This is a genomic window from Streptomyces sp. NPDC046909, assembly GCF_040644695.1.
Lineage (GTDB): Bacteria > Actinomycetota > Actinomycetes > Streptomycetales > Streptomycetaceae > Streptomyces.
The window spans coordinates 601,346-625,565 of the sequence record NZ_JBEYXC010000006.1; the positions used below are offsets into that span (position 1 = coordinate 601,346).

The 24,220-nt window shown below is 71.8% G+C and carries 21 protein-coding genes; 7 read left to right on the plus strand and 14 right to left on the minus strand.

The window, feature by feature from the left end; translation table 11 throughout:
* Positions 1–31 precede the first annotated feature (31 nt).
* Positions 32–1,252, minus strand: coding sequence for a saccharopine dehydrogenase C-terminal domain-containing protein (locus tag ABZ928_RS23495; RefSeq protein WP_361522170.1), 1,221 nt, complete (start codon positions 1,250–1,252; stop codon positions 32–34).
* 121 nt (positions 1,253–1,373) lie between these two features.
* Here ABZ928_RS23495 and ABZ928_RS23500 point away from each other — a divergent pair, with 121 nt between their 5' ends.
* Positions 1,374–2,084 carry a TetR/AcrR family transcriptional regulator gene (locus tag ABZ928_RS23500; protein WP_361522172.1) on the plus strand — a complete coding sequence of 237 codons (711 nt, stop codon included), beginning with the start codon at positions 1,374–1,376 and terminating at the stop codon, positions 2,082–2,084.
* Here ABZ928_RS23500 and ABZ928_RS23505 read toward each other — a convergent pair.
* Together ABZ928_RS23505 and ABZ928_RS23510 are read right to left on the minus strand one after the other, a co-directional pair.
* Positions 2,062–2,424 carry a peptidase inhibitor family I36 protein gene (locus ABZ928_RS23505; protein ID WP_361522175.1) on the minus strand — a complete coding sequence of 121 codons (363 nt, stop codon included), beginning with the start codon at positions 2,422–2,424 and terminating at the stop codon, positions 2,062–2,064. The genes ABZ928_RS23500 and ABZ928_RS23505 overlap by 23 nt on opposite strands.
* An 80-nt stretch (positions 2,425–2,504) precedes the next feature.
* Entirely contained in the window at positions 2,505–3,401 is an 897-nt protein-coding gene (locus ABZ928_RS23510; RefSeq protein ID WP_361522272.1) for a LysR family transcriptional regulator ArgP, read from the minus strand.
* A gap of 69 nt (positions 3,402–3,470) precedes the next feature.
* Between ABZ928_RS23510 and ABZ928_RS23515 the strand changes: the two genes are divergently transcribed.
* The gene (locus tag ABZ928_RS23515) at positions 3,471–4,088 is read left to right on the plus strand and encodes a LysE/ArgO family amino acid transporter (RefSeq protein ID WP_361522177.1); all 618 of its coding nucleotides are present in this window, start codon (positions 3,471–3,473) and stop codon (positions 4,086–4,088) included.
* A gap of 122 nt (positions 4,089–4,210) precedes the next feature.
* On the plus strand, positions 4,211–5,506 hold the full coding sequence (locus ABZ928_RS23520; RefSeq protein ID WP_361522180.1) for an MFS transporter: 1,296 nt from the start codon (positions 4,211–4,213) through the stop codon (positions 5,504–5,506).
* A gap of 4 nt (positions 5,507–5,510) precedes the next feature.
* Here the strand turns inward: ABZ928_RS23520 and ABZ928_RS23525 are convergent, their stop codons facing one another.
* The 3 genes from ABZ928_RS23525 to ABZ928_RS23535 all read right to left on the minus strand — a co-directional run bounded on the left by ABZ928_RS23525 (position 5,511) and on the right by ABZ928_RS23535 (position 7,978).
* A complete protein-coding gene (locus ABZ928_RS23525) occupies positions 5,511–5,963 on the minus strand; it encodes a cyclic nucleotide-binding domain-containing protein (protein ID WP_361522183.1) in 453 nt (150 codons plus the stop codon).
* A gap of 273 nt (positions 5,964–6,236) precedes the next feature.
* Positions 6,237–7,715 carry an aminotransferase class I/II-fold pyridoxal phosphate-dependent enzyme gene (locus ABZ928_RS23530; protein WP_361522186.1) on the minus strand — a complete coding sequence of 493 codons (1,479 nt, stop codon included), beginning with the start codon at positions 7,713–7,715 and terminating at the stop codon, positions 6,237–6,239.
* A complete protein-coding gene (locus ABZ928_RS23535; RefSeq protein WP_361522189.1) occupies positions 7,712–7,978 on the minus strand; it encodes a hypothetical protein in 267 nt (88 codons plus the stop codon). Before ABZ928_RS23535 ends, ABZ928_RS23530 begins: the two co-directional genes overlap by 4 nt.
* A gap of 212 nt (positions 7,979–8,190) precedes the next feature.
* Between ABZ928_RS23535 and ABZ928_RS23540 the strand changes: the two genes are divergently transcribed.
* From ABZ928_RS23540 to ABZ928_RS23555, 4 genes are all read left to right on the plus strand, one after another.
* Positions 8,191–8,610 carry an ATP-binding protein gene (locus ABZ928_RS23540; RefSeq protein WP_361522192.1) on the plus strand — a complete coding sequence of 140 codons (420 nt, stop codon included), beginning with the start codon at positions 8,191–8,193 and terminating at the stop codon, positions 8,608–8,610.
* 188 nt (positions 8,611–8,798) lie between these two features.
* Positions 8,799–9,638, plus strand: coding sequence for a SigB/SigF/SigG family RNA polymerase sigma factor (locus ABZ928_RS23545; RefSeq protein ID WP_361522195.1), 840 nt, complete (start codon positions 8,799–8,801; stop codon positions 9,636–9,638).
* A 57-nt stretch (positions 9,639–9,695) separates the two neighbouring features.
* Positions 9,696–10,544, plus strand: a complete 849-nt coding sequence (locus ABZ928_RS23550) for an ANTAR domain-containing protein (RefSeq protein WP_361522198.1) — start codon at positions 9,696–9,698, stop codon at positions 10,542–10,544.
* A 45-nt stretch (positions 10,545–10,589) separates the two neighbouring features.
* Complete coding sequence (locus tag ABZ928_RS23555; protein ID WP_361522200.1) at positions 10,590–11,453, plus strand: DUF1206 domain-containing protein; 864 nt, start codon at positions 10,590–10,592, stop codon at positions 11,451–11,453.
* A 14-nt stretch (positions 11,454–11,467) separates the two neighbouring features.
* On the opposite strand, the gene ABZ928_RS23560 is transcribed toward ABZ928_RS23555, so the two are convergent.
* From ABZ928_RS23560 to treS, 8 genes are all read right to left on the minus strand, one after another.
* Complete coding sequence (locus tag ABZ928_RS23560; protein WP_361522202.1) at positions 11,468–13,705, minus strand: FUSC family protein; 2,238 nt, start codon at positions 13,703–13,705, stop codon at positions 11,468–11,470.
* 9 nt (positions 13,706–13,714) lie between these two features.
* On the minus strand, positions 13,715–15,079 hold the full coding sequence (locus ABZ928_RS23565) for an NAD(P)/FAD-dependent oxidoreductase (protein ID WP_361522204.1): 1,365 nt from the start codon (positions 15,077–15,079) through the stop codon (positions 13,715–13,717).
* A 201-nt stretch (positions 15,080–15,280) separates the two neighbouring features.
* Entirely contained in the window at positions 15,281–15,685 is a 405-nt protein-coding gene (locus tag ABZ928_RS23570; protein WP_361522207.1) for an ATP-binding protein, read from the minus strand.
* A 105-nt stretch (positions 15,686–15,790) separates the two neighbouring features.
* On the minus strand, positions 15,791–17,692 hold the full coding sequence (locus tag ABZ928_RS23575; RefSeq protein WP_361522211.1) for an AMP-dependent synthetase/ligase: 1,902 nt from the start codon (positions 17,690–17,692) through the stop codon (positions 15,791–15,793).
* Between the two features lie 271 nt (positions 17,693–17,963).
* Complete coding sequence (locus tag ABZ928_RS23580; protein WP_361522274.1) at positions 17,964–19,049, minus strand: glutamate--cysteine ligase; 1,086 nt, start codon at positions 19,047–19,049, stop codon at positions 17,964–17,966.
* A gap of 64 nt (positions 19,050–19,113) precedes the next feature.
* Entirely contained in the window at positions 19,114–21,315 is a 2,202-nt protein-coding gene (gene glgB / locus ABZ928_RS23585) for a 1,4-alpha-glucan branching enzyme (RefSeq protein ID WP_361522213.1), read from the minus strand.
* Between the two features lie 4 nt (positions 21,316–21,319).
* Positions 21,320–22,684, minus strand: a complete 1,365-nt coding sequence (locus ABZ928_RS23590) for a maltokinase (RefSeq protein WP_361522216.1) — start codon at positions 22,682–22,684, stop codon at positions 21,320–21,322.
* A gap of 27 nt (positions 22,685–22,711) precedes the next feature.
* Positions 22,712–24,220: maltose alpha-D-glucosyltransferase (gene treS / locus ABZ928_RS23595; RefSeq protein WP_361522219.1), on the minus strand; the 1,509-nt coding region annotated here is incomplete at its 5' end.

Here is a 24,220-nt window from a genome sequence, read left to right on the forward strand (position 1 = left end):
TGAAACTACGGACTTCCGGGAGATCCGGGTCTCACTGCTCGCGCAGCCCCCACGGGGAGCCGTACGCGGACAGCAGATCCAGGAACGGCGTGGCCGGGAAGGCCTCCGGGCCGAGGACCCCCGAGCCCGACCAGGCGCCCGTGGCGAGGAGTTCGAGGGCGACGACCGGGTTGATCGCCGTCTGCCACACCACCGCCTGGCAGCCGTACTCCGCCATCGACCACTGGTTGTCGACCACGTGGTACAGGTACACCTCGCGCGGCGCCCCGTCCTTGACGCCCTTCACCCAGGTCCCGGCGCAGGTCTTGCCGTGCATGCGCTCGCCCAGCGTCGCCGGGTCGGGGAGGGAGGCGGCGACCACGTCCCGGGGCGAGACCCGGACCGGGCCGTCCGCACTCGGCACGGTGACCGGCTCGGTGCGGTCCAGGCCCAGCAGGTGCAGGGTCTTCAGCGTCTGGATGAACTCCTCGCCCAGGCCGTACTTGAAGGTGACCCGCTTCGCGTCCACCCAGCGCGGGACGAGCAGCACCTCCTCGTGCTCGACGTTCACGCACTCCACCGGCCCGATGCCCTCGGGGAAGTCGAACACCTCGGGCTCGCTGAACGGCTCGGTGGTGAACCAGCCGCGGTCCGCCTCGTAGACCACGGGCGGGTTGAGGCACTCCTCGATCGTGGTCCAGATGCTGAAGGAAGGCGCGAAGTCGTAGCCGTCGACGGTGAGGTTCGCGCCGTCGCGGACGCCGATCTCCTCGATCTCGTCGAAGAGTTCATCGGCCGCGTACCGGGCGAACACATCCGACAGCCCCGGCTCGACTCCCATGCCGACGAGCGCCAGCCCGCCCGTCTTCTCCCAGTCGACGGCGTCCTCGAACTGGGCGTCGCCGAGCTTGACCCCGCACTCCTCGTACGGGCGCTCGGGGTGCGGCCGGGACAGGGACATCGCCATGTCGACGTACGTGGCCCCGGCCGTGTGGGCGGCCTGGAACAGCGGCATCACGAACCGGGGGTCGGTCGCGTTGAGGAGGACGTCGCAGGCGTGCCGCTCCAGCAGCGCGATCACCGCCGACTCGTCGCTCGCGTCGACCCGCTCCGCCCGGAAGCGGGCGCCTTCCTCGCCGAGCGCCGCGACGGCGGACTCGGCCCTCGCCAGGTCGTAGTCGGCGACCACCATCGCCTCGAAGAACGGCCGCCGGGCCGCGATCCGGGTGATGGCGGTGCCCACTCCGCCGGCTCCCACGAGCAGTACACGCATGACAAGCACTCCGTCGGTTCGAAGGTCGAAGACATCGGTGGGGCCCCTGACGGAGATACAACGCCCGCGCCTCACGTAAGGTCAATGGCGTTGGCATAAGGACGGTGAGGAGGCGAGCGGCATGCCGAAAGCGGTCGTACCCGAGGAGAAGCGGCGTCGGCGCCGCCCCACCAAGAGCGGCACCGTGCTGTCCGAGGAGCTGATCGTCGAGACCGCGCTGCGCATGCTGCGCGAACACGGCAGCACCGGTCTCACCGCCCGCCGCCTCGGCCTGGCCCTGGACGCCGACCCCAGCACCCTCTACCGCTACTTCCGCGGCATGGACGACCTGACCCTGGCGATCGGAGACGCCCTGATCGGGCAGGCGCTGCGCGGCTGGGAGCCGACGGGGGAGTGGCGCTCCGACCTGCGCGCGGTCGGGCTGCGCCTCCACGCCGCGTATGTCGGCCACCCGCAGGCCGCCCTGCTGACCACCAACCGGGTCACCGGGCGGCCCAACGAACTCGCCGCCGACGAGGCGGTGCTGGACGTTTTGCGCACCGCCGGGTTCCCGCTGCCGGAGACGGTGCGCGTCTACCACGCCTTCATCGACCAGACCCTCGCCTTCGCCGCCCTCGACGCCGCGTCCCTGGCCCTGCCGAGCGCCGCGCTCCACGCCGACGAGGGCATGTGGCGCTCGACGTACGCGCGGCTGCCCCGCGCCACGCATCCCCGTATCGCGGAGGCGGCACCGCTCCTGGCGACCCGCATGGTCGAGAGCGCCTATCCGACGGCTCTGGAGATGCTCCTCGACAGCGCGGAGGCGCTGCTCAGCAGAACGAGCGCGCGATGAAGCTCTCCATCTCGTCGTTGCGCCACAGCTCCGGGATCCGCTGGTGCGGCTGGACACAGCCGAGGAAGCCGGTGAGGTCGTCGTTGTCGTACATGACGATGTAGTCGTCGGAGGCGTTGTCGATGCTGCTGATCTCGTTGTCGCCGTTCCAGCCGTCGATGTCGTACGGTCCGCCCGCGACGACGTCGACGTACCGGCTGCCCTCGTAGTTGCCGTCCTCCCACATGCAGACCCGGCCGGGCGTGCAGTAGCCGTCCGCCTGGGCCTCACCGGCGAAGGTGAGGGTGAGGGCGGGGACGGCGAGGAGGGCGGCGAGCCCTGCCTTGGTCCTGGTGAGCATGGTGGTTCTCCTCCCGTTGGGATCACCACCGTGCCCCCGGGAACCCGCCCGGCGGCACCTCGGAGGTACGAGGTTGACCTCTAGGCGGTGAGGGTCTCCGTCGCCGCGGCGGCGACCGCCTCGGCCACCGCGGCCAGGGCGGGCGAGTCCAGCTTCCACTGCTGCCAGTACAGGGGCGCGTCCATCGGACGGTCGGGCGCGAGATGGACCAGGCGGCCCGCCTCAAGGAGCGGTCCCGCCTGCACCTCGGGCACCATGCCCCAGCCGAGGCCCAGGGTCACGGCCGCCACGAACCCCTCCGAGGTGGGGACGTAATGGCGGGCCGGGCTCGCGTCGCCCCGGCCGCGCCGCAGGCTCCGTACGAACCGGTCCTGGTAGGAGTCACGGCGGTCGAAGGCCACCGAGGGCGCCTCGGACAGCACGTCCCGCAGCGGACCGTCGAGATACCGCTCCACGAACTCCGGGCTCGCCACGGCGAAGTACCGCATCCGCCCCAGCGGGCGCACCGAGCACCCCGAGACGGCGTCCGGCGACGAGGTGACCGCCGCCATCACCAGGCCCTCCCGCAGCAGGGTCGCCGTATGCTCCTCGTCCTCCCGGTGCAGCTCGAAGGTGAGCCGGAGGGCGGGCGGGACGCGGGTGAGCGCGGGCAGGAACCAGGTCGCGAGGGAGTCGGCGTTGACCGCGATCGACACCCGCGTCGACTCGCCGGCCGTGCTCATGCCGAGCTCGGCGCGGGCGTCCCGCTCCAGGCGGGCCAGCTGGCGGGCGAACCGCACGATCACCTCGCCCGACTCGGTCGGCCGCACCGGTTTCGCGCGCACCAGCAGCACCCGGCCGGTGCGCTGTTCCAGGGCCTTGACCCGCTGGCTGACCGCCGACGGCGTCAGATGCAGGGCCGCGGCCGCCGCGTCGAAGGTGCCCTCGTCGACCACCGCCAGCAGGGTCCGTACCTGGTCGAGGGGAAGCTCTGACATCACGAGCGCTAATGATACGTAAGAATCTTTAGCTGTACTCCAGACGGGCGGTTGCCTAGCGTCGATGCCATGACCACCTCGCTCGCCGCCGCTGCCGCCGGATTCGGCACCGGCCTCTCGCTCATCGTCGCCATCGGCGCCCAGAACGCCTTCGTGCTGCGCCAGGGGATCCGCCGCGACTCCGTGCTGGCCGTCGTCGGCATCTGCGCCCTCTCGGACGCCGCTCTCATCGCGCTCGGCGTCGGCGGGCTGGGCGCCCTGGTGGTGGCGTGGCCGGACGCGCTGACCGCGGTCGGCTGGATCGGCGGCCTCTTCCTGCTCTGCTACGGCGCCCTCGCCGCCCGCCGGGTCATCCGGCCCGCCGGTGCGGCGCTGCGGACGGAGGGCGAGGCGGCGGGATCGCGCAGACGGGCCGTGCTCACCTGTCTCGCGCTGACCTGGCTCAACCCGCACGTCTACCTCGACACGGTCTTCCTGCTCGGCTCGGTCGCCGCAGACCGCGGCGATCTGCGCTGGACCTTCGGGCTCGGCGCCGCGCTCGCCAGCCTGTGCTGGTTCGCGGCCCTGGGCTTCGGCTCCCGGCTGCTCGGCCGCTTCCTGGCCAGGCCCGCCGCCTGGCGCGTCCTCGACGGACTGGTCGCGGTGACGATGATCGCGATGGGCGGCATGCTGATCGCCGGAGCCTGAGCCTGCGGCTCGCAGTGACCAACTCCTCGTCCGAAAGCTGAGATTGCGTGTCCCGCATGCTCAGACGGAGCTGCCATAGTGAACCCCGGCCCAGAAAGATGTAGCGAGCAACCAGGAACTCCGTGGACACGAGCGAGAGCAGCACCGAGGAAGAGACGACGCCCCGGGAAGAGAAGCCGGCCCGGCGCGGCTGGCGCCGGTTCGCGATGGACACCCGCCCGCTGCGGCACCCGGCGTACCGCAGGCTGTGGAGCTCGACCATCGTCACGGCCGTCGGCAGCCAGCTCACCGCCGTCGCCGTGCCCAAGCAGATCTACGACATCACGGGCTCCTCCGCGTGGGTCGGCTACGCGAGTCTCGCCGGGCTGCTGCCGCTCATGGTGTTCGCGCTGTGGGGCGGCGCGATCGCCGACAGCATGGACCGCCGCAAGCTGCTCCTCCTCACCAACAGCGGCATAGCCGTCACCTCGCTGCTGTTCTGGGTCCAGGCCGTCACCGGCCTGGAGTCCGTGGCCGTCCTCATGGTCCTGCTCGCGATGCAGCAGGCCTTCTGGGGGCTGAACGCCCCGGCCCGCAACGCCTCCATCGCCCGGCTGGTGCCCGCCGAGGAGCTGACCGCCGCCAACGCCCTCGGCTCGACCGTCATGCAGACCGGCCAGGTGGTCGGCCCGCTGCTCGCGGGCGCCCTGATCCCGGTCGTCGGGCTGCCCGAGCTGTATCTGATCGACGCCGTCGCGCTGTGCGTCACGGTCTGGGCGGTCTACAAGCTGCCCTCCCTGCCGCCGCTGGCGACCCAGACCAAGCGCCGCGCGGGAGTCCGGGAGATCGCGGCCGGGTTCCGCTACATCGCCCTGCACAAGGTGCTGCTGCTGTCCTTCCTCGCCGACATCATCGCGATGGTCCTCGGCATGCCGCGTGCCCTCTTCCCGCAGCTGGCGTCGGAGACCTACGCGCCCTACGGCGAGGGCCTCGCCCTCGGTCTGCTGTTCGCCGCGATCCCCATCGGGGCCGTGCTCGGCGGACTCTTCTCCGGCACGTTCTCCCGGGCGCGCCGGCACGGCTGGATGGTCATCGGCGCGGTCGTGGCCTGGGGCGCGGCCATCACCGGCTTCGGGCTGAGCGACAGCCTGTGGCTCGCGGTCGCCTTCCTCGCCCTGGCCGGGGTCGCGGACATGGTCTCCATGGTCTTCCGCGGGGCGATCCTGCTGTCCGCCGCGACCGACGAGATGCGCGGCCGCATGCAGGGCGTCTTCACGGTCGTCGTCGCGGGCGGCCCACGCCTCGCCGACGTCCTGCACGGCACCGCCGGTTCGGCCTTCGGACCCCGCGCGGCCGTCGCGGGCGGCGGCCTGCTCGTCGTCGCGGTGATGCTGGGCCTGGCCGCCGCGGTGCCGGCCCTGCGCCGCTACCGCGTCTGACGCCCTACCGCGCCCGCCGGCTGATCGAGTACTGCTCCAGCAGCTTGCCCCGGGTCGTCTCCAGCCGGTGCGCCAGGATCTCGGCGACGCTGCGCACCAGGATCAGGCCGAGTTGGGGATCCTCCTCGCACAGCGCGAGCACCGCCGACGCGTCGAACTCGTAGGCGCGTACGGGGCTGAAGGCCACCGCGCCGAAGTCCCACTGGTGCGGCGGGAAGAGCCAGGACCAGCCGAGCAGATCGCCGGAGCCGAGGCTGGCCACGGTCACCCGCTGCAAGGACGTCACCCGCTGGTCGAGAGAGACCGCGCCGGAGCGGATGACCCAGAAACGGTCGGCCGTGTCTCCCGCCTCGAAGATCCGGGTGTCCTCGGGGAAGGAGATCTCCCGCGCGAGTGCCATCAGGCGCTCCTGCTGGGGCGGGGGCAGGGCGGTCAGCAGTTTCGTCGCTTTGGTCATGACGCGGGGCTCCTCGCCGGCGATTCGGTTCCGGGGCTTTCCCTACGCCCATTTCAGCCGCTGCGGACGGCCGGGGCACCTCGGCGGACGGCACTTCCGGTACTGGGGCCGTGCGGGCATGAAAAAGCCCTGGCTGGACGGGGGAGGCCAGCCAGGGCCGTAAAGAGGTGGCGCACGGAGGACTGTGAGAGTCGACCCCATGACCACGTATGTATGAACCGTAAACCATCTCGGAGGATTTTGCGTACACGAAAGCCGGGCACGTGACCGGTTTCACTCCGGGTCCGTCCGCAGCACCCTGATCGTCTCCAGTTCGGGATCGCTCGGATCGGGCAGGTTCATGCCCGCGGCCAGACCGGTCGTGAGATAGCGCAACACGGGTTCGGTCAGCCGCTCACCGGGGAGCACGGCCGGGATCCCGGGCGGATACGGCGTGACCATCTCCGCCGCGACCCGCCCCGCGGCCTCCCGGACCGGCACGTTCTCGGCGCGGCCGAAGAACGCGTCGCGGGGCAACGCCGCCTGCGCCATCCGCAGTTCGGACGGCTCCGGCACCTCCACGCGTGCAGCCGGGGGCAGTCCGGGCGCGGCGCGTGCCAGCTCCCGCAGCGCGGAGAGGAGCTCGGCGGCCGTCTCGTGGTCGTCGGCATGGGTGAGCTGCATGCCGATCCGCCGGTGGTCGGTGAGATGGGCGTCGATCCTCCGGTGCTCCCGCAGCCAGTCCGCCGCCTGGAACCCGCTGATCCCGAGGCCCGTGAGATCGATGACGCCGGGCAGCGGGTCGAAGTCGTCCGCGAGGCCCGGACCGCAGAAGTCGTCGCGGCCCTCGACACGCAATCCGGCGATCTCCTCGACCTTGCCCCGGACCTCGGCGGCCAGTTCCAGCGCGGCGCCCATGAGTTCCTTGCCGCGCAGTGCCATCTGCCGCCGCCAGCCGTCCAGTCCGGCGTAGATCAGCACCGACGGGCTGGTGGTGCCCAGCAGATCCGCGCGCAGCCGCAGGAGTTCGGGCGGTACGTGATCGCCCTGGAGATGGAAGACCGAGCCCTGTTCGAGACCGCTGCCCATCTTGTGGATGCTCGTCACGCAGATGTCCGCGCCCGCGTCCATCGCCCACGACGGCAGGTCCGGATGGAAGGGCAGATGCGCACCCCACGCCTCGTCCACGATCAGCGGACGCCCGTGCCGGTGGCACACCTCGGCGATCCCCCGCAGATCGGCGCAACTGCCGTACGGGGTCGGGCTGGTGACCAGCGCGCCCCTCGCGTCGGGGTGGCCGGCGAACGCGGCATCGAACTCCGCGGCGGACGGTGGATGCGCCAGATGCCGCTCGGCGTCCCAGCGGGGCTCGACCCACACCGGCTCGATGCCCGACAGGATCAGCCCCGACACGACCGACTTGTGCGCGTCCCGCCCGATCAGCAGCTTCTCGTGCGGTCCCGCCACGGCCAGCATCGCCGCCTTCACGGACAGCGAACTGCCGCACGTGGTGAAGAACGTGTGCTCCGCGTGCACCGCGTCGGCCATCAGCTCCTCGGCGCGCTCCAGCACCCGGCCCCGGGTCAGCCGGTCGTCGAGACCGCCCGACGCCAGGACGTCCCCGAGGAACACCGCGTCGCCCAGCACCTTCCGCACCGCGGGGTCGGCGCCCCGGGCCTGCTTGTGCCCGGGCGGGGCGAACGCCAGCTGCCCCTGGCGGTGGTACGCGTCCAGCGCCTCCAGGACCGGTGCCCGACTGTGATCGACTGTCATGCGGGACCGGGTTCCCGGGACGGCGGCCGCCAATCGGCGCGACCCGCCCGGCCCGGCTGCTTGCCCGGCGTCAGGATCTCGTCCAGCACCCTGAGCACCGCCTCGTAGGTCAGCGTCCGCACGGCCGCCTCACGCGAACCCTCCGGGTCGTCCGACCGCAGGGCGTCACTGCGCGAGCGCCACGCCCGCTCCTCCTCCAGGGCACAGGCCCGGGCCCGCTGCATACGGCGCATCAGCTCGTCTGAGTCCACGACATCCGTCATGCCGCCCGAGTACCCCGAATACGTCCCTCGATGGCCCCCGCCGTGTCCTCCTTCCGACCCCGTCCTGGAGGTTTGCCCGGCTCCACAGCGGTGAGCCGAAGAGAGGAGACCTTTGGTGCTCGCGCAGCGTGACCGGACCGCTGCCGCCGGGCGGGATCGCCGTGTTGTCCGCGAGTACCCCGGCTTGCCCCCCACTCTCAGGGAGCCCAGGGATGTGTCAGAAGCACCGGACCGAATCCGCCGAACGGCGTCGGCCACCGTGCAAACCCGCCGAGGCGCGCCGTGCCGTCGAGCACGCCGTGGCGGAACGCTGCCGCGCCACCCACACCACCTGCGCCCGCGAAGCCCTCGCGGACGCCCTGCTCGTCGCCTCGGAACTCACCACCAACGCGATCCTGCACGGCGGCGGCGTGACCGACTTCCGCGTCGACGTCGTCGAGCCCGGCGTCCGCGTCTCGGTCAGCGACCGCAGCGACGAACTGCCCGTGTACGTCGAGCCCGTCGACCACCACGGACGGCGGCGGGCCGGCGGCCTCGGCTGGCCCATCGTCTGCCGGCTGGCCCGCGATGTGCGCGTCACCGATCTGCCCGCCGGAGGCAAGTGCATCACCGCCGTGGTGCCCCTGTCCTGACGCCCGTTCGGCCTTTCGGGGAAAGCGGAGTTTGTTCCCCCGGGGCCCGGGCAGGCGAACTTTCGTGCTTCGGACCGGAGGCGCGCCGGCGGGAGCGGTACGGCTGCTGCAGGGCCCCATTCCGGGTGTCCGGACAGCGCCCGTTCCCGCGGCAATTCCCTGGAACCACCGTTCAGGAGCGATTCCGCATGCCTATCGACATGTCGACAAGCCGTCCCCGTACGTCTGACACCCCGGCCCCGGCCCCGGCCGGCAGGCGGCGCCACGACGACGCCCCCGACACCGCCGAACTCTTCGCCCGCCTGGCCGCCCTGGAGGACGGCCCCGAGCGGGAGGCCGTCCGCGACGAACTCGTCACCGTCTGGCTGCCCATGGCCCACCGCATCGCCGGCCGCTTCCGCGACCGCGGCGAGTCCCTGGAGGACCTGCGCCAGGTGGCGGCCCTGGGTCTGGTCAAGGCGGTCGACCGCTTCGAACCGGAGCGCGGCGCCTTCGAGAGCTACGCCGTGCCGACCATCACCGGCGAGGTCAAGCGGCACTTCCGGGACCGGATGTGGGCCCTGCGGGTGCCCCGCCGTGTGCAGGAACTCCGCAACAAGGTGCGGGTCGCCCGCCGCGAGCTCACCCAGACCCCGGGCAGCGCCGAACCCACCCTCACCGAGCTCGCCGCCCACACGGGCCTGACCGAGGACGAGGTCGCCACCGGCCTGGAGGCGCTGGAGAGCTTCAGCGCGCTGTCCCTGGACGCCGAACTCTCGGCCGGCGACGACGGATACAGCCTCGCCGACACCCTCGGCGCCGCCGACTCCTCCTACGACACCGTCATCGACCGCGAGTCCGCCAAGGCCGGACTGCGCCGGCTGCCCGAACGCGAGCGCGCCATCCTCTACATGCGCTTCTTCGAGGACATGACCCAGAGCCGGATCGCCGACCAGCTCGGCATCTCGCAGATGCACGTCTCCCGGCTCATCAGCCGCAGCTGCGCCCGGGTGCGCGCCGAGGTCCTCGGTGACCGGGTGAACGCGTGAGTGTCCCCGCGGTATCCGGGCAGACGTGCGTCCTGGCGAGCTGACGGAAGGAGCGTCATGACGGAGTCCGCGGACGCGGCGGGGCACGACGAGGCGGAACGGCTGCGGGCCGAGGTGCGCGAACTGCGCGCCCGGGCCCGCGCCCACGGTCTGATCGCGCAGGCACAGGGCCTGCTGCGCGAGCGGTACGAACTGCCCGACATGGACAGCGCGTTCACGCTCATGCGGCTGTCCTCCCAGCGGTTCAACATCAAGATGCGCACGCTGGCCGAGGTCGTGGTGACCGCTCCGCGCCCCGCCGCCCGGGACACCCTCTGGTTCCCCCGGCGCGCCCGGCTCGCGGAGCCCGCCCTGAGCTTCCCGGCGGCACGACGGACCGGCCCCGGGAACCGTGGCGGCGTCCTGGCGGCCGTCCTGAGCCAGACCCTCGCCGTCGTCGGCACCGACATGGGCAACGTCCAGCTGCCCGACCGCGCCGAGGGCGGGCTGCGCATCGAGAAGCACACGGGGCTCACCGCGGACTTCGTGGACTTCTTCGCCCACGTCGGCGAGGACGGCACCGCCTGCGCCCAGGCCGCGCGCGACGTCGCCCAGGTCACCGTGCGGGACGTGGAGACGGACCCGGTGTTCGACGAGGACGCCCGCCGGGCGATCCTCGCGGCGGGCAGCCGGGCCTGCCACAGCGTGCCGCTGACCACCGCGTCCGGCCTGTGCGTCGGCATGGTTTCGGCCCACCTCGACCGTCCCCTGAAGCCACTGGCCCCGGTCCAGCTCAAGGCCCTGGACGTGATGGCCGCGGAGGCCGGCCGCTGGCTCGCCTGGCACGACCGCACCGTCGTCCTGGACGCCCTGGAGTACCTGCACGCCCTCGGCGGACGCGGTGACGGCCGGTGGCCCGGGCACTGAGTGTGACCTGCGGAGTCGAGGGCATTCGGAGAGCGGGAGGTCCTGATGAACCCCACTGCGATGGCACGGACCGGACGGATCGGGGCCCGGGGCGCGGCATCCGGCTCGGCGACGGAGGGCGCGGCCCGCGCGGGACTCGCCGCGCGCGGCGTCATCTACCTGCTGGTCGGCGCGCTGGCCCTCCAGATCGCCTTCGGCGACGGAGAACGCCAGGCGGACCGCGGCGGCGCCCTGGAGGAACTGTCGGACAAGCCGTTCGGCGCCGTCCTGCTGTGGGCCCTGGGCATCGGGCTGGTCTGCATGGCCCTGTGGCGGTTGTCGGAGGCGCTGTTCGGCTCCGTCGGTCCGGACGGCCGCTCCGCGAAGAAGCGGCTGGCGGCGGTGGCCCGGTTCGTCTTCTACGGATGCGTCGCCTACTCCGTCCTGTCGTTCGCGGCGGGCTCGGGCGGCGGCGACGGAGGAGGCGGCAGTGGCGGAGGCGGCGGGTCGAGCGACCGGCAGTCCCGGGACGTCACGGCGAAGGTGCTCGACCTGCCCGCCGGGCAGTGGATCGTCGGGCTGGCCGGCGCGGGGATCGTCGTCGCGGGTGTGTGGATCGGCGGCCGGGCCGTCACGCGGGCCTTCCACGACAAGCTGAAGCTCGGTGAGATGTCGCCGCGCGCGCGGCGGTTCGTCGACATCACCGGCGTGGGCGGCGGCGTGGCCCGGGGCCTGGTGTTCGCCGCCGCCGGCGCCTTCGTCGTACGGGCCGCGGTCGACTACGAGCCCGACAAGGCCAAGGGCCTCGACGACACCCTCCGCTCCTTCGCCGGCGCCCCGCTCGGCCCCTGGCTGTTGGCCTGCGTGGCCGCCGGGCTCGTGCTGTTCGGCGTGTTCTCGTTCGCGATGGCGCGCTGGCAGAGGGTGTGAGCATCAGGCCGCGATCAGCTCTTCGGCCGCTCCACCGGCACCTTCAACGGCCGCGCCAGCCCCGTCACCCCCTCGTCCAGCCGTTGCAGATGCCGCAGTACCCGGTCGGTGACCCGGCCGAAGCGCGGCGTACCCGGCACTCCCGGTTCGAGGAGTGCGGCGATGCTCGGTCCGGTCTCGACGGCGGTCGCGGAGCGCTCGTCGGCCACGTGGGCGGTGATCGCCGCCACGTTGTGCAGGATGCGCCGCCCGGCCCGGCGCAGCCGGGGATCCGCGGCGATCGACTGATGCGTGGGCAGGAGTTCGGCCGTCGCGGCCAGTGAACGCGCGTGGTAGGCGCAGGTCTCCAGCAGCGCGACGACGTACCGCGCGGTGTCCCGCCGGGCCCGCAGGGGAGTGACGGGGTGGGTGAGCGGCTGGGTGGCGGCCCGCAGATCGGCCAGCGCCCGGTCCAGGTCACGGGCCTGGTCGAGGAGGTCGGCCGGCGGTCCGCCGCTGAGCTGGTCCACGGCCGTCCCGGTGACATCCGCCAGCCGGTCAAGCACCTCCACGAGGAGGTCGTTCGTACGCCGGTCCGTCCGCACCGGCAGCACGAGCGCCGCCGCCAGCACCCCGCAGGCCGCCCCCAGCGCGGTCTCCTCCACCCGCAGCACCAGCACCGAGAGGCTGTAGGTGTGCAGCAGGGTGTAGAGGACGCCCAGCGCGGCGGTGACGAAGAACGACATCAGGGTGTACGACAGCGGCGCGGTGTAGAACATCGCGAACACGCACACCAGCACCACCGCGAACGCCGTCCAGGTGTGCTGCCCCACAAGGCCCGCGAGCAGGATGCCCGCCACCACCCCGAGGACCGTGCCCACGAGCCGCCGGTAGCCCTTGACCAGGATCTCGCCCGTGGAGGCGGTGTTGATGAACACGATCCAGCAGGTCAGCACCGCCCAGTACCAGCGCTGACTCGACAGCAGCTCCCCGCCCGCGATGGCCAGTGACGACCCCACCGCGACCTGCACCGCCGCCCGCGTCGTGGGCCGCCGCAACCCGGTGAGCGCCTCCTCCGTCTCCTCCTCGGCGGCGTCGATGGCAGCGTCCTCGGCGTCCAGTTCCTCACGGGAGCGGGCGGTCGACGGAGTGTCGTCGGACTCGTCCTGCGGCCCGTCGAGCGCGACCCGCAGCCCCAGCACCGCACGGGCCGCCTCACCGATGGCCCGGAACACGTCCTGGACGGCTGCGGGCGCGGACGGCAGGTTCTCCTCGTCCCGGTATCCCAGCAGCCGGTTGCGCACCTGCGAGACGGCCGTACCCGGCGCCGGCCGCAGCACGAGCAGCCGCAGCGCCTCCAGATCGCGCCGCAGCCGGTCGAGCGTCTCGTCCCGCACCGGCAGCGGCCCGCCGGGCGGCACCGGCGCCCCCGGCAGATGCAGGGTCAGGGTGTCCGCCCGCTCGGCGCTGCGCGCGGTCAGCAGCGACAGGCCCAGCCGCTCGGCGGCGACCTCCGCGTCCGCCACCCGGCGCTGCACCAGCCGCGCCACGGAGTCGTCGGCGGTGCCGTCCTCAAGGCGGCCCTGGATCATCAGAGCCGTCTCGTGCAGCCGCGCCGTCCCGTCCCGTACATGCTCCAGGGCCTTCTCGACCTCTTCGGGTCCGGCCGCGTCGAGCAGTTCCCGCTGCGCCGCCACCAGCTGGGCCAGCCGGGCCCGGAAGGCCTCCCGCAGCCGCTCCAGCGTCCCCGCGGGTGTCTCCGGCACGAGGGCGAAGCGGACCACGGCACTGCTCAGGAAGGCGACGCCGAGAGCCCCGTACAGCTGAGGCAGCGTGGACACGGTCGCGCCGACGAACAGGGACAGGAAGTACACCTGGAAGCCGATCAGCCCGAGCGCGGTGCCCCGGTCGCCATACCGCCGCCCGTACACGGCGCAGAAGATCAGCGCGACGAAGAACAGGTCACCGGCGACCACCTGGGAGCGCAGCAGCGCCCCGAGTGTCACGGCGGTCAGCGCGACCGGCAGGCCGAGCGCGAGGGTGACGGCCTGCCGGCCGCGCTGCTTCTCCCGGATGGCGAAGGTGGCGACCATCGCCGCGATCGCCCCCGCCACCAGATGCGGTACCGAGGCGCCGAGCGCCCCGAGCACGGCCAGCGTGAGGGCGATCGCCCCCACCGTGCGCAGCCCGGCGGCCAGCCGCAGCAGCCCGGGGTCGGACGCCGCCGCGAGATCCCGCAGCCGCGCCCGCCCCTGCCGGCCCACCGCTCTCACCCGGCGCGGCTACTCCTGGCGCTCCGTGCCGTCGACGTGCGCCCGCACCTGCTCCGGTGTCAGATACGCGTTCGTGTACTCGAAGTCCTTGAGCTTGGCGGCCTTGCGGGCCTGGAACCCCGTGCGCACGAAGTCGTCGCCCGCGATCGCGTTGAGCGTCCAGTTGGTCGCGACCCGCACCTTGGCCACGTTGGTGCGCAGCGCCGCCCAGTGGTAGCCGCGGGCCGCGACCTGGGCGGGCAGGCCGCGCAACTCGATGCCCAGCGGCTTCGACACGGCGTCCTTGCCGCCGAGGTCGACGACGAGACCGAGGTCCTTGTGGACGTACGGCGTCGTGGCCTGCCCGCGCAGGGTGGCGATGACGTTGTCGGCGACGTGCTTGCCCTGGCGCATCGCGTGCTGCGCGGTGGGCGGGCAGACCGCGCTCTCGTCGTCCTTGGCCTTGTCCGGCACCGCGGCGGAGTCGCCGAGCGCGAACACCCCGTCGTGGCCCGGCAGGTTCATGTCGGCGGTGACCGCGAGCCGCCCGCGGACCGTCTCCGCGCCCAGCGTGGCGATGAGCGGGCTGGCGACCACGCCGGCGGTCCAGATCAGGGTGCGGGTCGGGATCACCCGGCCGTCGGTGAAGGTGACCTCCTCGGGGCCCGCCTTCGCGATGGACGTGCCCAGCGAGATCTCGATCCCGCGCTTGGAGAGGATCTGCTGCGCGGAGCTGCCCAGCTTGTCGCCCAGCTCGGGCATCAGCTTCGGGGCGATGTCGATCAGGTGCCACTTGATCAGCCCTGGATCGATGCGCGGGTAGCGCTTGACCGCGGCATGGGTGAGCTTCTGCAGACAGGCCGCGGTCTCGGTGCCCGCGTAGCCGCCGCCGACGACCACGAACTGAAGCCGCGCCGCGCGTTCCGCCTCGTCGTCGCTGGCGTCGGCGAGGTCCAGCTGGGCGATGACGTGGTCGCGGACGTAGGCGGCCTCGGCGAGCGTCTTCATGCCGAACGCGTGGTCCGTGAGACCGGGGATGTCGAAGGTGCGGGTGACGCTGCCGGGGGCCAGCACGATGTAGTCGTACGGCTCGTCGACGATCTCGTCGGTGATGGTGCGGATGACGCAGACCTTCGACTTCAGGTCCACGCCGATGGCGCCGCCCGGGATGATCCGGGTGCGGTACTTCTTGCTGCGGCGCAGCGAGACGGCGATCGACTGGGGCGTCAGCACGCCGGAGGCGACCTGGGGGAGCAGCGGAAGATAGAGCTGGTAGGCGAACGGCGTCACCAGCGTGACGTCCGCCTCGTCAGGAGCGAGCTTGCGCTCCAGACGGCGGACGCACTCCACGCCGGCGAAGCCTGCGCCGACCACCAGGATCCTGGGTCGTGTCACGGTGTTTCTTCCCTTCTGCGGCTCCGGCGGTCCGAGTCGGACGCCGTTCGCCTGCCCCCGGATCGGTGCTTCCCAACATCGATCCCACCGTGCCCCGAGCCGTTCCGCCAGCCGGGCGCGGCCGGCAGACGAACGCGTCGTGCACCACCATGCCCGCCCCGGTGCGCCCGCGCACCGGATGGGCGTGAATGTCATGTGACTTCACCAGGGCAGGAACACGTGCACATACTTGCCGCGCTCCTCCGTCACCACGCTCACCTGGTCGCACAGGGCGTGGATCAGATGCCAGCCGACCCCGCCACCCCCGGTGCTCGGGTGGAAGGGCCGCGGCGCGGGCGGGACCGGATTGCTGTCGTGCAGCGTCACATGGACGCCGTCGAAGGTGCGCCGCATGGACAGGACGAAGGCGCCCGGCGCGTACTGGACCGCGTTGGCGGCCAGCTCCGTGACCACGAGCAGGATGTCGTCCCAGTGCTCGGGTGTCGCGGGCGGCGAGGTGCGGGCGAGGTCGTACAGGAACTCGTCCGCGGCGATCCGCGCGGCCGAGACGCTCTGCGGCTCGCCCGCGAAGCGCGTGGTGCGGCTCGGGATCTCCACGGAGGCCAATGCTCGGTCCTGCCAGGTTCGCGTGCCCTGTCTTCCCTGCGGCGCCCGGTGACGCCGCCACTTCTGTGAGTTCCCTGGGGCGAGGAGATCAACCGGGTTCCGGGGTCACCGGAACACGTTGTCCGAGTCGTCCCAGCTGAACTCCTCCGTCACAGCCTGTCGAGGCGCGCCCGAGCGCGCCTGGTACATCGCATCGATCTCGAACGCGTAGTGCTCGACGATCGCGTCCCGGCGCAGCTTCATCGACGGCGTGAGCAGCGCGCTGATCCGGTCGAAGGGCTGCGGCAGCACCCGGAAGACCCGGATGGACTCCGAACGGGACACGGTGCTGTTCGCCGCGGCCACCGCGCGCCCGATCTCCTCCCGCAGCGCGTTCGCCTCCCGGGCCTCCCGGGCCGGCGCGTCCCCCGGCAGCGCGAGCCCCCCGCGCCAGTGCGCGAGGAACTCCGGGTCCAGGGTGATCAGGGCGCCCACACAGGGCCGGCCGTCGCCCACGAGGACCGCCTGATGGATGAGCGGATGCATGCGCAGCCGCTGCTCCAGGAAGGCTGGGGCCACGCTTTTGCCGCCGCTGGTGATGATGACGTCCTTCTTGCGGCCGGTGATCGTCAGATAGCCCTCGGGATCCACCTGCCCGAGGTCTCCCGTGGCCAGCCAGCCGCTGCCCAGCGCGGCCCGGGTGGCGGCCTCGTCGTTGACGTAGCCCTGGAACACCGAGGGCCCGTACACCAGGATCTCCCCGTCCTCGGCCACGTGGATGTCCGTGCCTGGCAGGACCTGGCCGACGGTGCCCGACTTCTCCCGGCCCAGCGGCTGGGCCGTGATGCCCCCGCTGGTCTCCGTCAGGCCGTAGGCGTCGTTCACATAGAGGCCGATGCCCTCGTAGAACAGGCACAGGTCGCGGCCCAGCGGCGAGCCGCCCGAGGCCGCGCGCAGCACCCGGCCGCCCAGCGCGGCCCGCAGCCTGCGGTACACCGTCCGCTCGTACAGCGCGTGCTGGAGCCGCAGATCCAGGGCGGGGCCCGCGCCATGCCCCAGCCGGTGGCGCTCGACGGCCGCCGCGAAGTCCCGTGCCGTCTCCGCGGCCCGCTCGAACAGGGCGCCGCGGCCCGACTGCTGGGCCATCCGCAGGAAGTTCTTGTAGATCTTCTCGAACAGCGAGGGCACACCGCAGAAGTACGTGGGCCGGAACGACAGCAAAGACGCCGACAGCGTCTCCGGGCTCAGATCGGGCTCGTGGCCCATCAGCAGGCCGCCGCGGATGCACAGGCTCTGCACCAGGAGCCCGTACACATGGGAGAAGGGCAGGAAGGCGAGGACCGAGCCCTGCCCGCCGGGCGGCACCACGGTGTGGCCCCAGCCCGCCAGCAGGACGTCACAGGCGCTCGCCAGTCCGCGGTGGCTCAGCGCGCAGCCCAGCGGGCGGCCGGTCGTGCCGGAGGTGTAGACGACGGCCGCGGTGGAGTCCGGCATCACGATGCGGCGCAGCGACTCGACCGTCGTGAGCGGGATGAACCGCCCCCGCTCCACGAGCTGTTCCAGGGACCCGTCGTCCAACTGCCAGACATGGCGCAGCAACGGCAGCGCCGCGCACACCGAGCCCACCGTCATGACGCTCTGCTCGTCCTCGACGACCACCCCGACACAGCCCGCGTCCCTGAGGATCCACTCGACCTGGTCGCGCGACGACGTCGGATAGATCGGCACGACCTCGGCGCCGACGGCCCACAGCGCGTGGCTGAGCACCGTCCACTCGTAACGCGTCCGCGCCATGATCGCGACGCGGTGACCGGGGGAGATGCCGGAGGCGACCAACCCCTTGGCGAGATCGACCACTTCGTCCCGCACCTCGACCGCGCTCACCTCCTCCCACACATCGGAGGAGGGTTCCGGGTGGCGCGCGAGCGTGGGCAGGGTGGGATTGCGGGCCGCCGCCTCGAAAACGCTGTCGGCGAGTCCGCCGGTCAGCGGCGAGACCGGCGGGGGAGCGAGGGCGACGTCGCGCATGCGCTGCTCCTGTTGTGTACGGGGTGTGACTCCGTCGTCGAGAACTGTTATCGGCGGTGCCCGAATCTAGCCGAGGTGAGCCCGTTCGACGCACCGATTCGACAACTCACCCCCACATGGTGATCTCGGCGTGATCGGGGGACTCGGGGGACATGAGGCTCGCCAAGGGGTGCGCCCGAGCACTGCTGGCCCTCGTCGTCGTCGCCGTGGTGCTGTGCGCGGCCTTCTTCCTGGGCTACGCCCTGCTGCAAGTGCGGTGAGCGCGGCCGCCCTACTCCTGCGTCCGGCGCACGCACTCCGTGACCACGTCCCGCAGACTCCCGGCCCGCGCCAGCAGCTCCCGCTGGATCCGCGCGCCGTTGCCGCACCGCAGCAGCTCGGCGCAGCCCTCCCGCGCCCGCTCCAGGTCACCGCTCTCGGCCAGCGCGCCGCCGACATGCTCCAGCAGGGCCCGTACGACGGTCTCCGCGGGCAGCCTTCGCATGGTCGCGGGATGCAGCAGTTCCTCGGTCAGGCCCGAGCGCGCCGCCCGCCAGGCGGCGAGCCGCAGCAGGCTCACGCTGTGCCCCCACGGTTCCTGTCCGGCCCGCCACTCCCGTGCCGCCGTCTCGACGAGTCCGCGGGCGAGGGTGGCGATCAGCGCGGCGGTCGACGCGTGCAGACACACGTCCGCGACCCGGATCTCGACCGTCGGGTACCGGCGGGACAGCCGGGCGTCGAAGTAGACCATCGCGTCGTCGAGGATCACCCCGGTGGCGACCATGTCCGCGACCCGCCGGTGATAGCACTCGGCCGAGCCGAAGACCTCGGTCGGGCCGGCCGACGGCCACCGCTGCCACACCCGGCTGCGGTAACTGCTGTACCGCGTGTCCCGGCCCTGCCAGAAGGGCGAGTTGGCGCTCAGCGCCGCCAGCACGGACAGCCAGGGCTGCATCCGGTCGATCACGGCGACGCCCTCGTCGTCGGAGTCCACCGACACATGGACATGGCAGCCCAGGACGAGGTCCTTGGACGTGATGCCGTACTGCTCCGCCATCCACTGATAGCGGCGCCCCACGTTCACGGAGGGACTCACCGGCAGTGGTGACGTCGCGAGCGCGGCGACCGCGCAGCCGATCTCGCCGGCGTGCCGGGCCGCCTCCTTGCGGCAGCGGACGATCTCCGCGGCCAGTTCCGCCATCTCCGACTGGGGATGGGTGGCGAACTCCAGCATCTGGTTGTGGAGCTCCTTCTCGAAGACGTCACCGTTCGTGCCGTCATGGGCGGCACGGGCGAGGACCGCCGCCGACAGCGCTCGTGGCTCGCCGGTCTCCGGGTCGACCAGGAGGAGTTCCTCCTCCACTCCGACGGTGCGCACGTGGTGCCGCCCTTCTGCCGCGACGACGGTGTCGTACGACACCGACTGCCCAGCGGACGGCCGGTCACACAGGCGTCAGCCACACCGTGGCCAGCGGAGGCAGCGTGACTCGCACGGAACCGTCCTCCGGTTTCACCGGATCGGGGTTGCGGATCTCGCCGCCGCCATAGTGCAGCGCGTCCGTGTTGAGGACCTCCTGCCAGGCGGGGACGTCGTGGGGGACGGCGAGACGGTAGCCGGGGCGGACGACGGGGGAGAAGTTGGACACCGCCAGGAGAGGCGTCCCCTCGGCGTCGAAGCGCAGGAAGGCGAAGACGTTGTCGTCCGCAGCGTCCCCCACGACCCACCGGAAGCCGTCGGGCGTGGTGTCCCGCTGCCACAGGGCGGGCGTCGATCGGTACACCGTGTTCAGCTCGCGGACCAGGTCCTGGATCCCGCGATGATCGGCCTCGGCGCCGTAGCCGGGATCGAGGAGCCACCAGTCAGGCCCGACGGCCTCCGACCACTCGGCGCCCTGGCCGAACTCCTGTCCCATGAAGAGGAGTTGCTTGCCCGGGTGGGCCCACATGAAGCCGAGATAGGCGCGGTGATTGGCGCGCTGCTGCCACCAGTCGCCCGGCATCTTCGACACCAACGACCGCTTGCCGTGGACGACTTCGTCGTGCGAGATGGGCAGGACGTAGTTCTCGCTGTAGGCGTACACCATCGAGAAGGTCATCTCATGGTGGTGGTACTTGCGGTGCACGGGCTCGTGCTGGATGTATCCCAGCGAGTCGTGCATCCACCCCATGTTCCACTTCAGCCCGAAGCCCAGACCGCCGCTCTCGGTCGGCCGGGTCACCCCGTCCCAGGCGGTGGACTCCTCGGCGATGGTCATGACCCCGGGTACCCGCCGGTACACGGTCGCGTTCATCTCCTGGAGGAACGCCACCGCGTCCAGATCCTCCCGCCCGCCGAACACATTGGGCGTCCACTGACCGGAGTCGCGGGAGTAGTCGAGGTAGAGCATGGAGGCGACGGCATCGACGCGCAGCCCGTCGATGTGGAACTCCTCGCACCAGTACACGGCGTTGGCGACCAGGAAGTTGCGCACCTCGATGCGCCCGAGGTCGAACTCGTACGTCCCCCAGTCCGGATGCTCGGCCCGCCGCCAGTCCCCCGGCTCGTACAGCGGCTCCCCGTCGAAGCGGCCCAACGCCCAGTCGTCCTTGGGAAAATGGGCGGGCACCCAGTCCATGATCACGCCGATCCCGGCCCGGTGCAGGGCGTCGATCAGGTGCTTGAAGTCGTCCGGGGTGCCGAGCCGTGAGGTCGGGGCGTAGAAGCCGGTGACCTGGTAGCCCCAGGAGCCGCCGAAGGGGTGCTCGGCGACCGGCATCAGCTCGACGTGCGTGAAGCCGAGGTCCTTGACGTACGCGGGGAGCCGCTCAGCGAGTTGACGGTAGGTCAGGCCCGGTCGCCAGGAGGTGAGATGGACCTCGTACACCGAGAACGGCGCCTCGTGCACCGGCACGTCACCGCGCCGGGCCAGCCACTCCTCGTCACCCCACTCATAGCGGGACGCCGTCACCACGGACGCCGTCGCGGGCGGTACTTCCGTGGCGCGCGCCATCGGGTCGGCCTTGAGGAAGCGGTCGCCGGAGCGGGACGTGATCTCGAACTTGTACCTCGCGCCCTCGCCGACCCCCGGCAGGAACAGCTCCCACACCCCGGAGGCGCCGAGCGAGCGCATCGGGAACGCCGTCCCGTCCCAGCACGCGAAGTCCCCGGCGACCCGCACACCCCGCGCGTTCGGCGCCCACACCGTGAACCGGGTGCCGGTCACGCCCTGGTGGGCCATGGGCTCGGCGCCGAGTGCCTTCCACAGCTCCTCGTGCCGGCCCTCACGGATGAGATGCAGATCCATGTCGCCGAGGGCGGGCAGGAAGCGGTACGGGTCGTGGACCTCGCGTTCGCCGTCCTCGTACGCCACCAGCAGCGTGTACGCCGGAACCGTCTCCAGGGGGAGGACGCCGGAGAAGAGGCCGTCGCCCTCGGAGGCGAGCCGGCTGACGGTCCCGTCGACCAGCACGCTCACGTCATGGGCGAACGGCCGCAGCGTCCGGAAGGCGATCCCGCCCGGCACCGGGTGGGCGCCCAGCAGGGCGTGCGGGTCGTGGTGGGCACCGGACAGCAGCCGGTCCCGGTCGGCGGGGTCGAGGGGCGGTGCGGCTCGGCAGGGCGTCGGCCCGCCGGCCTCGTGGGGGGTGGTGTCACGCAGGGCCACGGCCTCAGGCTCCTCTCACGGCGAGACGTTCGATCGCCGCCATCGGTACGGGCAGCCAGTCCGGGCGGTGCCGGGCCTCGTACAGCACCTCGTACACGGCCCGGTCCGTCTCGTAGGCCCGCAGCAGACCGTGCTTCTTTCGCGGATCCCAGCCGGCCAGCGAGGCATAGCCCGCGCAGTAGGCCTCGCGGCAGCGGCGCGCCCACTCCGGACGCCAGGGGCGGCGCTGCCGGGCGGCGTAGTCGAAGGAGCGCAGCATGCCGGCGATGTCCCGGACCGGGGAGTGGGCGCTGCGGCGCTCGGCGAGCGGACGGGACGGCTCGCCCTCGAAGTCGATGACGAACCACTCACGGCCCGCCCGCAGCACCTGCCCCAGATGCAGATCGCCGTGGACGCGCTGCGCGGGCGGACCGGAGTCGCAGGTGCTGAGCGCGGCGAACGCGGTCCGCAGCGCCGGGACGTACGGCTGGAGGGCGGGGACACAGTGCGCGGCGGAGGTCAGCCGCTCGGTCATCGCGGCCGCCGTCCTGCCGTTCCCCGCCGGGGGGCCGGCCGGGAAGGCGGCGGCCAGGGCGAGGTGCACCTCCGCCGTGGCCCGTCCCAACTCGTGCGCCTGCGCCGTGAAGTCGTCACCGGAGGCCAGAGCCTGCAAGGCCAGCGTCCAGCCGTCGGACGCGTCGGGCAGGAAGGGCTGGAGCACCCCGAGGGTCGCCTCCTGCGGATCCGTCGTCCGGAACCAGGCGACCGGCGCGGGCACCCGACCGCACCCCTGCCCGGCCAGCGCGCCCGGCACCTCCAGATCGGGATTGACGCCGGGCTGGACGCGCCGGAAGACCTTCAGGATGAACGAATCCCCGTACACCAGCGAGGAGTTGGACTGCTCGGCTTCCAGTACCCGCGGCACGAGACCGGCGGGCACGACGACGGACGGCTCGGCCTCGAAACGCAACGGGCCCGCCGTGCCCGGGTGCCGCAGCCGCTCCAGGAGCAGCTGCGCCGACCGGGGGTCCTGCAACGCGTCGAAGACCGTCAGACCGGCCAGCGGCCCCGCCTCCGCCCGCCCGATGAGCGCCCGCCCCAGCCGCGGCGACAGGTGCTTCCGTACGCCGAGCAGGAGCTGGTAGCAGTCACCGACCGGGGTGGCGGTCCCGCCGGGGGCGGGAACGGCCGCCTGTCCGGCGTGCACCAGCAGATGCAGACAGCCCGGAAACAGCTCCGTCAGGGACAGCAGCGCCAGGTCCGTGACGGGCCGGTCCTTGCCCGCGAACCAGCGCTGTCGGGGCAGCCACTCCCGCAGCAGCCCGGCGAGCGAGTCCATGGGCCCGGGCGCGGTCGTGCGGCCCGGGCGGAGGATTGCGGTCTTCGGCATGGTGACGCGTCCTTTCGCCGGCACACCTCAATGACGGCCGATGCGGGATGCGACTCGGGAGAGCCGGAACCAGTAGAAGCCGTGCCCCGCCAGCGTCAGCAGGTACGGCAGTTCACCGATGGCGGGGAACCGGACCCCGCCGACGAGCTCCACGGGGTGGCGCCCGTCGTAGGCACGCAGGTCCAGTTCGGTGGGCTGGGCGAAGCGGGAGAAGTTGTGCACGCACAGGACGAGGTCGTCCTCGTACTCGCGGAGGAACGCGATCACGGCCGGGTTGGACGACTGGAGTTCGGTGTAGGAGCCGAGGCCGAACGCCGGGTTCTGCTTGCGGATCTCGATCATGCGGCGGGTCCAGTGCAGCAGCGACGAGGGCGACGACATCGACGCCTCGACGTTGGTGACCTGGTAGCCGTAGACCGGGTCCATGATCGTGGGCAGATAGAGGCGCCCCGGGTCGCAGGACGAGAAGCCCGCGTTCCTGTCGGGTGTCCACTGCATGGGAGTGCGTACGGCGTCGCGGTCGCCGAGCCAGATGTTGTCGCCCATGCCGATCTCGTCGCCGTAGTAGAGGATCGGCGAGCCGGGGAGGGACAGCAGGAGGGCGGTGAACAGCTCGATCTGGTTGCGGTCGTTGTCGAGGAGGGGTGCGAGCCGCCGCCGGATGCCGATGTTGGCGCGCATGCGGGGGTCCTTGGCGTATTCGGCCCACATGTAGTCGCGTTCTTCGTCGGTGACCATTTCGAGGGTGAGCTCGTCGTGGTTGCGCAGGAAGATGCCCCACTGACAACTGGACGGAATCGCGGGCGTCTTGGCGAGGATTTCGGAGACCGGGTAGCGGGATTCGCGGCGGACCGCCATGAAGATGCGGGGCATGACGGGGAAGTGGAAGGCCATGTGGCATTCGTCGCCGCCGGACTGGTAGTCGCCGAAGTAGTCGACGACGTCCTCGGGCCACTGGTTGGCCTCCGCCAGCAGCACCGTGTCCGGATACATCAGGTCGATCTCGCGGCGCACCCGCTTGAGGAACTCGTGACTGGCCGGAAGGTTCTCGCAGTTGGTGCCCTCGGCCGCGTACAGATAGGGAACGGCGTCCAGCCGGAACCCGTCGATGCCCAGGTCCAGCCAGAAGCGAAGGGCGGCCAGGATCTCCTCCTGCACCGCCGGACTCTCGTAGTTGAGGTCGGGCTGATGGGAGAAGAAGCGGTGGAAGAAGTACTGCTTCCGCACCGGGTCGTAGGTCCAGTTGGAGGATTCCGTGTCGACGAAGATGATGCGGGCGTCGGCGTACTGGGTGTCGTCGTCGGCCCACATGTAGTAGTCGCCGTAGGGGCCGTCGGGGTTGGCGCGGGACTCCTGGAACCACGGGTGCTGGTCGCTGGTGTGGTTCATGACGAAGTCGATGATCACGCGCATGCCGCGCTGGTGGGCGGCGTCGACGAACTCGACGAAGTCGGCGAGGTCGCCGAACTCGGGCAGGACGGCGGTGTAGTCGGAGACGTCGTAACCGCCGTCGCGCAGCGGCGACTTGAAGAAGGG

What these genes read in the sequence shown, in the direction of transcription:
- ABZ928_RS23495 (WP_361522170.1), bottom strand. Translation starts at nt 1,252, where the DNA reads ATGCGTGTACTGCTCGTGGGAGCCGGCGGAGTGGGCACCGCCATCACC.
- ABZ928_RS23500 (WP_361522172.1), top strand. Translation starts at nt 1,374, where the DNA reads ATGCCGAAAGCGGTCGTACCCGAGGAGAAGCGGCGTCGGCGCCGCCCC.
- ABZ928_RS23505 (WP_361522175.1), bottom strand. Translation starts at nt 2,424, where the DNA reads ATGCTCACCAGGACCAAGGCAGGGCTCGCCGCCCTCCTCGCCGTCCCC.
- ABZ928_RS23510 (WP_361522272.1), bottom strand. Translation starts at nt 3,401, where the DNA reads ATGTCAGAGCTTCCCCTCGACCAGGTACGGACCCTGCTGGCGGTGGTC.
- ABZ928_RS23515 (WP_361522177.1), top strand. Translation starts at nt 3,471, where the DNA reads ATGACCACCTCGCTCGCCGCCGCTGCCGCCGGATTCGGCACCGGCCTC.
- ABZ928_RS23525 (WP_361522183.1), bottom strand. Translation starts at nt 5,963, where the DNA reads ATGACCAAAGCGACGAAACTGCTGACCGCCCTGCCCCCGCCCCAGCAG.
- ABZ928_RS23530 (WP_361522186.1), bottom strand. Translation starts at nt 7,715, where the DNA reads ATGACAGTCGATCACAGTCGGGCACCGGTCCTGGAGGCGCTGGACGCG.
- ABZ928_RS23535 (WP_361522189.1), bottom strand. Translation starts at nt 7,978, where the DNA reads ATGACGGATGTCGTGGACTCAGACGAGCTGATGCGCCGTATGCAGCGG.
- ABZ928_RS23540 (WP_361522192.1), top strand. Translation starts at nt 8,191, where the DNA reads ATGTGTCAGAAGCACCGGACCGAATCCGCCGAACGGCGTCGGCCACCG.
- ABZ928_RS23545 (WP_361522195.1), top strand. Translation starts at nt 8,799, where the DNA reads ATGCCTATCGACATGTCGACAAGCCGTCCCCGTACGTCTGACACCCCG.
- ABZ928_RS23550 (WP_361522198.1), top strand. Translation starts at nt 9,696, where the DNA reads ATGACGGAGTCCGCGGACGCGGCGGGGCACGACGAGGCGGAACGGCTG.
- ABZ928_RS23555 (WP_361522200.1), top strand. Translation starts at nt 10,590, where the DNA reads ATGAACCCCACTGCGATGGCACGGACCGGACGGATCGGGGCCCGGGGC.
- ABZ928_RS23575 (WP_361522211.1), bottom strand. Translation starts at nt 17,692, where the DNA reads ATGCGCGACGTCGCCCTCGCTCCCCCGCCGGTCTCGCCGCTGACCGGC.
- ABZ928_RS23590 (WP_361522216.1), bottom strand. Translation starts at nt 22,684, where the DNA reads ATGCCGAAGACCGCAATCCTCCGCCCGGGCCGCACGACCGCGCCCGGG.